The 10,127-nt window shown below is 41.5% G+C and carries 11 protein-coding genes and 1 pseudogene; 6 read left to right on the top strand and 6 right to left on the bottom strand.

From position 1 onward, the window contains the following. The first annotated feature begins 189 nt into the window (after positions 1–189). The 3 genes from JUI58_RS10465 (at position 190) to JUI58_RS10455 (ending at position 1,952) form a co-directional block, all read left to right on the top strand. Positions 190–780 (top strand): transposase, encoded by a 591-nt coding sequence (locus JUI58_RS10465; protein WP_204103728.1) that lies wholly within the window; start codon positions 190–192, stop codon positions 778–780. 417 nt (positions 781–1,197) lie between these two features. After that, positions 1,198–1,749 carry a Uma2 family endonuclease gene (locus tag JUI58_RS10460; protein ID WP_204103727.1) on the top strand — a complete coding sequence of 184 codons (552 nt, stop codon included), beginning with the start codon at positions 1,198–1,200 and terminating at the stop codon, positions 1,747–1,749. Positions 1,750–1,760: 11 nt separating this feature from the next. Further along, entirely contained in the window at positions 1,761–1,952 is a 192-nt protein-coding gene (locus JUI58_RS10455; protein ID WP_204103726.1) for a hypothetical protein, read from the top strand. On the opposite strand, the gene JUI58_RS10450 is transcribed toward JUI58_RS10455, so the two are convergent. Further along, positions 1,949–3,067: a diguanylate cyclase gene (locus JUI58_RS10450; protein WP_204103725.1), complete on the bottom strand. Its 1,119-nt coding sequence runs from the start codon at positions 3,065–3,067 to the stop codon at positions 1,949–1,951. The genes JUI58_RS10455 and JUI58_RS10450 overlap by 4 nt on opposite strands. Before the next feature lie 559 nt (positions 3,068–3,626). On the opposite strand from JUI58_RS10450, the gene JUI58_RS10445 reads away from it, so the two are divergent. From JUI58_RS10445 to JUI58_RS10435, 3 genes and pseudogenes are all read left to right on the top strand, one after another. Further along, positions 3,627–4,583, top strand: coding sequence for an RNA polymerase sigma factor, RpoD/SigA family (locus JUI58_RS10445; RefSeq protein WP_204103724.1), 957 nt, complete (start codon positions 3,627–3,629; stop codon positions 4,581–4,583). A gap of 59 nt (positions 4,584–4,642) precedes the next feature. Next, positions 4,643–5,083: pseudogene (gene mutT, locus JUI58_RS10440) on the top strand (8-oxo-dGTP diphosphatase MutT); the annotation flags it as partial. Positions 5,084–5,184: 101 nt separating this feature from the next. Further along, a complete protein-coding gene (locus tag JUI58_RS10435; RefSeq protein WP_204103722.1) occupies positions 5,185–5,832 on the top strand; it encodes a Uma2 family endonuclease in 648 nt (215 codons plus the stop codon). A 58-nt stretch (positions 5,833–5,890) separates the two neighbouring features. Here JUI58_RS10435 and JUI58_RS10430 read toward each other — a convergent pair whose 3' ends face one another. The 5 genes from JUI58_RS10430 to JUI58_RS10410 form a co-directional block, all read right to left on the bottom strand. Next, positions 5,891–6,925 (bottom strand): site-specific DNA-methyltransferase, encoded by a 1,035-nt coding sequence (locus JUI58_RS10430; protein WP_204103721.1) that lies wholly within the window; start codon positions 6,923–6,925, stop codon positions 5,891–5,893. Between the two features lie 100 nt (positions 6,926–7,025). Beyond that, positions 7,026–8,192 (bottom strand): cysteine desulfurase family protein, encoded by a 1,167-nt coding sequence (locus JUI58_RS10425; RefSeq protein ID WP_204103720.1) that lies wholly within the window; start codon positions 8,190–8,192, stop codon positions 7,026–7,028. A gap of 123 nt (positions 8,193–8,315) precedes the next feature. Next, on the bottom strand, positions 8,316–8,696 hold the full coding sequence (locus tag JUI58_RS10420; RefSeq protein ID WP_204103719.1) for a hypothetical protein: 381 nt from the start codon (positions 8,694–8,696) through the stop codon (positions 8,316–8,318). A 280-nt stretch (positions 8,697–8,976) separates the two neighbouring features. Further along, positions 8,977–9,405 (bottom strand): NUDIX domain-containing protein, encoded by a 429-nt coding sequence (locus JUI58_RS10415; protein ID WP_204103718.1) that lies wholly within the window; start codon positions 9,403–9,405, stop codon positions 8,977–8,979. Positions 9,406–9,418: 13 nt separating this feature from the next. After that, on the bottom strand, positions 9,419–9,871 hold the full coding sequence (locus JUI58_RS10410; RefSeq protein ID WP_204103729.1) for a DUF3531 family protein: 453 nt from the start codon (positions 9,869–9,871) through the stop codon (positions 9,419–9,421). Positions 9,872–10,127: the final 256 nt, after the last annotated feature.

Below are 10,127 nucleotides of genomic sequence, written 5' to 3'. Positions count from 1 at the left end.
TGCGCCCCTACGGTAAAATGATAAAATTGGGGGGTTTTGTAGGGGTAGACAATTGATGTTGGGGTAGGGGCGTATTGCATACGCCCATTTCCGGTATACTTATGCCCATTTCCGGTATACACCCCAAATTTTATCGACCTCCATCCTCAAAATACCAACCGAAAATCAAGAAATGCGATCGCGCCTACCATGAAATATAATCCCGAAATTCATCATCGCCGCTCTATTCGTCTCCAAGGGTATGATTATTCTCAACCGGGTGCTTATTTTGTTACCCTGTGTACCTATCAAAAACAATGCTGGTTTGGAGAAATTCATCACGGTCAAATGCAACTCAATCAAATTGGCAATATTGTAGTCCGAGAATGGTTGAAAACCTCCCAAATTCGTCCGACCTTCAAATTAGATGAATGGATTGTGATGCCCAATCATCTACATGGTATTGTTTGGATTATTGAATCAAAAATAAAAGCGATCGCAACAACAAATCTTGATAAAACAAGACAGAGAACAAAAAAATTGAACCGTCCGGCAAATTCTTTAGGATCGATGATTGGTGGATTTAAAGCGAGTGTCACCAAACAAATTAATCAATTCCGTCACAATCAAGCGATTCCTATCTGGCAACGAAATTATTATGAATCTATCATACAAGACGAAAAAGCATTAAATTCAATTAGAGAATATATTAAAAATAATCCCGAACGTTGGCAAGAAGATCCAGATAATCCTCAACATCATCCCGATTTTTCAGAATATTTACTAGATTTGGTCTTTTAAGATATTTCCATAATGGTCAGAAAAGAAAGGGTGCAAGCATTGCGCCCCTACGGTAAAATGATAAAATTGGGGGGTTTTGTAGGGGTAAAAAATAAATGTTGGGGTAGGGGCGTATCGCATACGCCCATTTCCGGTACACACCCCAATTTTATCAACCCAAATGTTCGATATTTCACCCAAAAATTACCAAACGCGATCGCATTTCCTCCCAAATAATCCCGAGAAAGAGACGCGATCGCATTGCTCATTAATTTGTTTATTGAAAGCGCGATCGCCGTTATCAAAAAAGGGTGCAAGCATCAAAGGGCGCAAGCATCAAAGGGCGCAAGCATCAAAGGGCGCAAGCATCAAAGGGCGCAAGCATTGCGCCCCTACGGTAATTTGCTATAATGTCTTAATGCAGCGTCAAATAGTGTCATGATTGCCGTTCCCCACTACATCAGCCCCGAAGAATATCTAGAGCAGGAAAATAATAGTCAATACCGCCATGAATATCGCTATGGTTTAGCCTATTTAATGGCAGGGGGGACAGATAACCACGATCGCATTGCCCTAAATCTACTGAGCCAAATTAATCTTCATTTTGGCAGTTCTAACTGCCGTTTTTACTCGGGTAATGTCAAGGTCAATTATGAAGATGACTTTTATTACTACCCAGATGCCTTTGTCACTTGTGACGATCGCGACAAACAAGATCGCCAGATCAAACGCTACCCTAAACTTATTGTCGAAGTTCTCTCAAAGAGTACAAGGAAATTCGATCGAGGCGATAAGTTCACAGACTACAAAAAAATTACTGCTCTAGAAGAATACATCCTCATCGAACAAGATAAACAACAAGTGGAGTGTCATCGTCGTCAGTCTGACAACACTTGGAAAACCGTCACCTATGGACTAAATGAACGGGTCATTTTCCAAAGTATTGATTTAGAGATTGCGATCGAACAACTTTATCAAGGTTTAGATTAGTTCCGACCAAATTGCCCATTTCCGATATAACCCCCTTCATCAATTTCTATCCTCAAAGTATCACCCAACAATTGCCCAATATAATTCGCATTTTGAGACATTTCGCGATCGCATTTCCTCCTAAAAAGAATCCCGATAAAGAGACGCGATCGCATGATTTATTATTATTCCGAGTCAGAGCGATCGCTCGTCTCACCCGTTAATGGGGTTGCAACCCTGAAGAGACAATAATGCGATCGCGCCCTTCTTTCTTGGCTTGATAGAGGGCGCGATCGGCTGATTGGAGCAACCCTTCAGCAGTGCTTCTGGTGGTGGGAATTAAACTAGCAATACCAACACTAATAGTAACATATTGTCCCGATCGCGATTTCCCGTGAACGATTTGCAATTTTTTTAGAGATTTGCGAATACTTTTGGCCACGGTAACGGCTCCATAGGAAGGGGTATTCGGTAAAATGAGGGCGAACTCCTCCCCACCATAGCGGGCGACCAAATCTCCAGGACGTTGAGCAACTCCGGCGATCGCCGCCGCAACTTTTTGCAAGCAACTATCTCCGGCTGGATGCCCGTAAGTATCGTTATATAGTTTGAAATGATCGATATCGCATAATATCAGAGACAGTGGTTCCTCCTCTCGCACCATGCGCCGCCATTCCCGCTCCAAGGTTTCATCAAAACAACGGCGATTGGCGATTTGCGTCAAGCCGTCAAAAGTGGCCAAACGCTGCAAGACTTCTAAGGTTTGTTGTCGTTTTGTAATATCAATACCTACAATAAAAGCGGCGCGATCGCGGTTGTATTTCTGAGCTACAACTAAATAATGTCGAGAAGTCCCACTAATATCCGAGACAATTTCCCCAAAGCGATCGCGCATCGGACTTTTGAAAAAATCCCGCACGAAATTATTAAAATCCGAACCTGCCCCTAAAAAACCGATATTTTTGCCAATAAAATCATCCGGTGTTAAGCCAAATAACTCCGCCAAATGGTCATTCACCCCCAAATAATTCAAATCCGCACTGATCCAAGACACCATCCCCGGCACCGCCGCCAGCACCGACTCAAGCTGATCCTTGGCAACTCGCAAGGTTTCCCCAGCTTTGGCCAATCTAGTCGCATCCGCTAACAGCCGTTCGTTCAAATTAAACAGGGCTTCTGTTGTCGTTTCATATTTTTGTGTTATATTTGTATCATCATCTTGTAGTATGAAAGAAAACGGCTCATGGGTCGAGCAAAGCGCTTCGAGAGCGGCAATACGCCGACGGAGGGCGATCGCCTCTTTAATGAGTTGTTCTTTACTTTTGTCTTCGTCTCTCATAAACTTTGCCTTTTCTCCCCAAGAGAGATGATAATGTCCCACACCTTGTTCTCTAATGGGACTTACGCAGCTAAGGAGCGAGACGCTCCCACTACTGTTATGGTAGTGCGGGCATCTTGCCCGCAAATGCGAAAATCCTATCTAAATCATAAAAAACTTGGAGGCCAATAAATGATTTTCTCCCCTTGCTGGGAATATTCTTTAGGTTGGGATATTTTTGCAATTGCGAACTCTCTGAGAATTTGTTCTCTTTTGAACCTATTTTTTTCATAAATGTTACAATACTTAACATTAAGCCTCGGCAACTTGCCCTCAAGGTAGCAATCAAGAGGACATTCAAAAGGGAATTTCTCAGGAAGCTGAGAGCAAAAAAAAAAATAATTAACTCAATGTGGGGGTTAGTGTGATAGAGTGAAAAGTTCGCGACAATTTATTCTTGCCATTGATTCTCGATTTCCTGAATAAGGAATACAAAGAATTATTAATTTTAACGTCGAGAATTCTCAGAAAACATTTACGCGACGTTAACTCAAGTGCCATTGATTTCTACCCAAATGCCATGAAAACTGCGAAAAACTCCACCGATCCCGTTCGGACCTACTTGCGAGAAATCGGTCGCGTTCCCTTACTGAGTCATGAGGAAGAAATTGTCTTGGCCAAGCGGATACAAAAAGCGATCGCTCTGCAACAAATCAAAGAAGAGCAGGAAAGCCAACAAGAAAACGAACTGACCCTAGAAGCCTGGGCGAAAGCCGCCGGAATGACTACAGCAGAAGTACGGCGCATTGTAGACGCTGGGGAAATGGCGAAGAACAAAATGGTGGAAGCGAATCTGCGCCTAGTTGTTTCCGTGGCCAAAAAATATATCAAGCGCAATCTCGATTTATTAGACTTGATTCAAGAAGGCACCATCGGAATGCAGCGCGGGGTAGAAAAATTCGACCCCACCAAAGGCTATCGTTTCTCCACCTACGCTTACTGGTGGATTCGTCAGGCCATCACTCGGGCGATCGCAGAAAAAAGCCGGATGATTCGCCTACCCATTCACATCACCGAAAAACTGAATAAAATCAAGAAAGCTCAACGTCAATTGACCCAAAAGTTAGGACGAGCAGCCACTATCCCCGAATTGGGCAAGGAGTTGGATCTCACCCCCCAACAAGTGCGGGAGTGCTTAGAACGGGCGCGTCACCCCTTATCCTTGGATTTACGGGTGGGAGACAACCAAGACACCGAATTGGGAGAATTGCTCGAAGATGATGGACAAACCCCAGAGGAGTTCGCTACCCAATCTTCCTTGCAATTGGACTTGGAAAAGTTAATGGTAGATCTGACCCCTCAACAGCGCGAAGTCATTGCTTTGCGTTACGGTTTGCGGGACGGACAGCCTTTAACCTTGGCCAAAATCGGAACGCAACTCGGGATTAGTCGGGAACGAGTCCGACAATTGGAACGAGAAGCACTGAAGAAATTGCGCCAACGTCGAGGAGCCGTGCGGGAATACTTGGCGAGTTAACCGATGGGCGATCGCCGTTTTTCACTAAAGCTGACGGACTGGGAAACCGGTCTGTCAGTCAATCACAATTACTCATGAAAGAACAATCAAAACCCTTAACTCACAAAAATATTGGTGTTGCCGTAATTCGTAACGAACGGGGACACATTCTCATCGATCGCCGTTTAGATGAAGGGGTATTAGCTGGATTATGGGAGTTTCCAGGGGGGAAGATCGAGGAAAATGAAACTATTGAAGAGTGTATTAAACGAGAAATTTTGGAGGAATTGGGAATTGAGATCGAAGTGAGAGACCATTTAATCACTCTCGATCATGCTTATACTCATTTCCGTATTACCCTTAATGTTCATTATTGTCGCTATTTAGGTGGGGAACCCCAGGCGATCGAATGTCAGGAAATTCGCTGGGTGACTTTAGATGAAATCGATCAATTTCCTTTTCCTAAAGCCAATACTCGCATTATTGAAGTATTACGAGAACAGAATTCAGAATCAATCTAAAATCTAAGTAATTCAGTAACAATATCTTTTGATGATTTGTTCTATAATTGTCTTGTTGTATAAAAGTGCGATCGCTTTTTTACCATTTGCTATTCACTAAAATGACAGTTTTAACTCCAATTCATAAAATTTATCTGCATAGCGGGAGTAACATTACGATTCCCGATCTCAGTTGGCAAGAGTTTGAAGATATTTTAGAAGAACTGGGTGAAAAGCGCAATGTGCGACTTGCCTTCAGTCAAAATTGCTTAAAAATTGTGTCACCTTCACCAGAACACAAACGCGCTAAAATTGTTATATCCGATCTTGTCAAAATTATATTGAGAGTGCAAAGAAGAGCATGGGAGGCTTTAGGTTCAACAACTTTTAAAAAGAAAACAATGCAAGCAGGAATTGAGCCAGATGAATGTTTTTATATTCAAAATTATCGAGCAGTTATTGGCAAAGATAGAATAGATTTAGATCGAGATCCGCCTCCCGATTTAGCGATCGAATCTGATATTACTTCTCTCACAGAAATTACTGCTTATGAAAGTTTAGGCATTCCTGAAGTCTGGGTTTATGGGAAAAATAAATTGATAATTTATACATTGCAAGGAAAAGAGTATCAAAAATCAGATTTTAGTCCTAATTTTCCTACTCTGAAGATCGAGGAAATTATTCTTAAGGTCTTGCAACGGGCAAAGATTATTGGTAGTAGTCTAGCATTGCAAGAGTTTGAAGATAATTTGAGAGATATATCTCAATAAAAGTGCGATCGCATGGCAACAGCAAAAGACTTTATCCGAAAAATACAACTCCATGAAATTAATCAATTCTACTATTGCTGAAGCAAGCTAGATTAGATTCTTCTATAGTATCAAATAATCTCAATTGCCGTGTTTTTTGTTCTTGTTTTTCCCATTCATCGGGAATTTGGCTAACTTTTTCTTTCCCACTGGGAACATGAACAGGTTTTCCTAAAGGTCTGATTCTTAACTTACCATTAAAATAGTCATTAATTCGTTCAATAGTTGCATCAATATAATCGGGTTCTTTTTCACTGCCGATCGCCCTTCGATTGTGTTTAAGTGCAGCAATAAGGGAAGAACCAACCCCACTATAGGGATCGAATACATAATCCTCTTCATTAGTCAAAGCTAAAACGCAACGTTCAACTAATTCAATTGGATATTGACAGGGATGAATCGTTTTTTCGGGATGATTGGATTTAACATTAGGAATATCCCAGACTTCTTGTTCCCAGTCTTGTTGGACAATTTCCCAATAATCTGAAGGGTTTTTGCCTTTGGGATTTCCTGATGGTTTCCCCTTATTTTTCCCTTTAAAATGGCGCTTTCCTGGATATTTAGAGGGAATTCTAACATTATCTAGATTAAAGGTATAGCGATCGCTTTTGCTAAACCAGAGGATTGTCTCATAGCGTCCAGAAAAGCGCTTAGACGCATGAAGACCATGACCAAAACGCCAGATAATCCGATTTCTTAAATAAAAATCAAATTGCTTAAAGATATTATAGTAAAAAATATCTAAAGGCAAGATTTCACCATTTTTAACAAAATTACCAACCTGCCAACAAATACTACCTTCATCTTTGAGGATGCGATGAAAGTTTTGAATAATATCTTTTTGATTTTCGAGATATTTTTCTATCGAAATAGATTTTTCATACTCTTTCCCAATATTGTAAGGGGGAGATGTTACGATTAAAGAAATAGAAGCATCCGGAATGGTGGAGATAAATTCATTGGCATCTCCTGGATATAATACTAACTTTGCCTGTGGAGAAAACTGCTGTTCGATTTTTGTTGTACTGTTGAGAAAAGATGCTTGTTTCTTCATATTAAAATTAGCAGGATGCGATCGCCCAGTGGTCTGTCAAGGATTTTTAAGATATGACAGACCACTAGGTTAGAGTTGTGTTATCGAGAATTGCAAAGTTCTATTGCAACACCACCATTTTAGCTATTAATCGTTCTAAAATTTGCTTTAATACCATTGCTGTCCAATCAATATCTTCTGGGGTGGTTTCTTTCCCCAAAGAGAAGCGAATTCCCGCTAATGCCATTGCATCATCGTAGCCCATTGCCTTTAAAATGGGACTAGGGCTGAGTTTGCCACTATGACAGGCAGATCCCGCACTGATAGCAATACCCGCAAGGTTCATCTGACGCACGATCGCCTTTCCGGTAACTTCTCCTGCAAGGGGAGGAGTCAAACAAAAACTCAGATGATGGGGTAAACGATGTAAGCGATCGCCAGTGGGAATTAAATAAGGACAGTCTGCCAACAAATCAAAAAAGCGATCGCGCAACTCTCTTAATCTAGCTCTTTCTTCTACCAATTCTTTGTTTGCCAAATCTGCTGCTATACCAAAGCCTGCAATTAAAGAGATAGCTTGAGTTCCCGATCGCAAACCACTTTCTTGTCCTCCTCCCAGTAGCAAAGGCATCAATTCTACATCTCGACCCCTATATAATGCCCCGATCCCTTGGGGTCCGTAGAGTTTGTGACTCGAGAGGGAAAGAAGATCGACCCCCAAACCCTTGACATCTAAAGGCAAACGTCCAGCTACCTGTACTGCATCAGTATGGAACAATACACCGCGATCGCGGGCAATAGCAGCGAGGTCTTCAATGGGTTGTAGCGTCCCCACTTCACTTTGACCGTAAATGATAGAAACAAGAACAGTATTGTCTTGCAAACTAGCCTTTAATTCTCCAGGATCGACCCTTCCTTGACGATTAACCGCAAGACGAGTCACCTGCCAACCCCAATTTTCTAACAATTTTACCGGTTCTGCGATCGCGGAATGTTCAACACTAGAAATAATTAAATGTTGGGGTTGACAATATTGCCGAGTAATGCCGAATATTGCTAAATTATTCGCCTCCGTCCCCCCCGACGTAAAGGCGATCGCCTCGGGATCTGAGGCATTAATTAAACGAGATACTTGAAACCTCGCTTCCTCAAGAACCAAGGCCGCCCTTTCTCCCCAAGAATGCAAACTGGAAGCATTACCCCATTGAGTACTGGTTACTTGTTGAATTTTCGCAGCAACTTCCCGACGTTGAGGTGTTGTTGCACTGTAATCAAGATAAATTTGCATGATATGTTAAGAAGAAAATCAACAAGCAAGGAGTCATTGTTTGCAAATAACTGTTTGCAAATAATTGTTTGCAAATAACTGAATAATTATTGAATAATCTTTCAATAATTATTGAATAATCTTTCAACTTCCGGGTTTACAAACATTGTAATCCTCATGGGAAATTACGGCCTCTGGGACAAGTAAGTTCTCGCTATCCCGACAAATTAGGCGGTAATTGCGAGTTACTGGAACGCTGACAATTGAGCGATCGTGGCGCAATCTCTTGCCGCGAAATTGGCGATAATCTTGTTGTTCTTGAATGCCACTAATAATTTGTCTGGCCTTCACAACAACATTTTTCGGTAGATCCGTCAGGTCGATAAGATCGTGGGCAAAGGTTTCTTCCCACTGTTGTTTTTCCTGTTTCTTTTTTTCGCGATCTTCCTCTTTTTGGGCGCATCGGTGGCAAATTTGTCCGTATCCCTTGTGACCGCAAGGAAAGAGTTTTTTTCGTCTAGCCATGATTATGTATAAATCTTACCTGACTGTCATGCTATAACCATCGCTAGGGCGATCGCGTTAGGGCAATATGGCAAGATAGTTATGAGATTGTACAGAAACTGTTCGCAACAACTGCGATCGCAAGAACGATCACCTCTCGGTTTGAGGTTGAGAGAACAGCAATAGAACTTTATTGTAAGGAGATTCCCTATTCTACGATACAGAGGGAACTTTGCGCTACTGGAGTGCGTCGTCCCTTTCTCGGCCAATTGAAAGAGAAGAAGCAAGGGGAAACCGGAAATTAGAGGTACTTTAAAAAAGATTTGGGAACAATATTCAATTCCCCAGATAAACAGCGATCGCGTTTCAGCCAAAGTGCTTTTTTCTGGCGTTTTCCTTCCTGAAACATCACTTCATCAAGTTGATAGAATTTAGCATTAGCCAAATTACACTGATAGAGTTGCAAAATTTCATGTTTGGGTTTCCCATTGAAAACAAACAAACTTTCCAAACAGCCTAAATAGTAAATATTCATTAAATCTGTTTGTAATTCTTCTTGAAATTCTCTGTGTAAAGCCGATAAACTGGTTTCACCAAAATTCACACCTCCCCCCAAGGCGCGATAAAAATATTCTTTTTTGATAGGATCATATCCTTCAGAGAGGAAAATGCGATCGCGATCGCGAATTACTCCGAGGGCTAAAACGCGAATTTTATTTGTTTTACTCATGTTTACTCATGGGTTAATTGTCTGAGGGATCGAATTTAGCGCGATCGGTTTTTTGCACCGGCCAATCTTCATTCTCTCCCCCAATAATTAATTTTTGAATTTCGACATATTCTTGATTTAAGCGCAGGAGAGCATTAATTAGTATATCAAGGGCGATCGCATCACTCGTCCCTAAATCGAACCAACAGCGTCCCCAAGTTCCGAGATATTCAAATTCTCCCATATTGTGCATCAGTGCCATCAGAGAACTATCTGCTGTTTCTTCCTGATACTCTAAATAACTAACATCGACTCCAACCTCGGTAACTTGTAGATTTTCGGCATTAAATCCCCCTAATTTTCCCAAATAAAACCAAGAATCAAAAATTTCCTCTATATACTGTTGTTCCATACGGGAAGGGGTTGTAGAAAACTCCAACCAAATCCACAAATCAAAAGGATTAAATTCTCTAAATTGAACTTGCATAATTAAGGAGGGAATAGGGAATAGGGAATAGGGAATAGGGAATAGGGAATAGGGAATAGGGAATAGGGAATAGGCAACAAGGGAATAGGCAACTAGGGAATAGGCAACAAGGGAATAGGCAACAAGGGAATAGGGAATAGGCAACAAGGGAAAATTCATGGGTGCATCTCAAAGTTGCAAATTTACAACATTGCTCCGGATAATTAGAGCTAGGGAGCGAGACGCTCCCACTACAATACATGATAATTGAGGTAGT

The organism is Spirulina sp. CCY15215, from assembly GCF_016888125.1.
Taxonomy (GTDB): Bacteria; Cyanobacteriota; Cyanobacteriia; order Cyanobacteriales; family Spirulinaceae; genus CCY15215.
The sequence above is the reverse complement of the archived record's forward strand: the minus strand, read 5'-3'. Positions and strand labels throughout refer to the sequence as shown.

Bases quoted from the DNA above. Each gene is read 5' to 3' on its own strand.
- JUI58_RS10425 (WP_204103720.1), bottom strand. From the start codon at position 8,192: ATGCAAATTTATCTTGATTACAGTGCAACAACACCTCAACGTCGGGAA.
- JUI58_RS10435 (WP_204103722.1), top strand. From the start codon at position 5,185: ATGACAGTTTTAACTCCAATTCATAAAATTTATCTGCATAGCGGGAGT.
- JUI58_RS10420 (WP_204103719.1), bottom strand. From the start codon at position 8,696: ATGGCTAGACGAAAAAAACTCTTTCCTTGCGGTCACAAGGGATACGGA.
- JUI58_RS10410 (WP_204103729.1), bottom strand. From the start codon at position 9,871: ATGCAAGTTCAATTTAGAGAATTTAATCCTTTTGATTTGTGGATTTGG.
- JUI58_RS10465 (WP_204103728.1), top strand. From the start codon at position 190: ATGAAATATAATCCCGAAATTCATCATCGCCGCTCTATTCGTCTCCAA.
- JUI58_RS10430 (WP_204103721.1), bottom strand. From the start codon at position 6,925: ATGAAGAAACAAGCATCTTTTCTCAACAGTACAACAAAAATCGAACAG.
- JUI58_RS10450 (WP_204103725.1), bottom strand. From the start codon at position 3,067: ATGAGAGACGAAGACAAAAGTAAAGAACAACTCATTAAAGAGGCGATC.
- JUI58_RS10445 (WP_204103724.1), top strand. From the start codon at position 3,627: ATGAAAACTGCGAAAAACTCCACCGATCCCGTTCGGACCTACTTGCGA.
- JUI58_RS10460 (WP_204103727.1), top strand. From the start codon at position 1,198: ATGATTGCCGTTCCCCACTACATCAGCCCCGAAGAATATCTAGAGCAG.
- JUI58_RS10415 (WP_204103718.1), bottom strand. From the start codon at position 9,405: ATGAGTAAAACAAATAAAATTCGCGTTTTAGCCCTCGGAGTAATTCGC.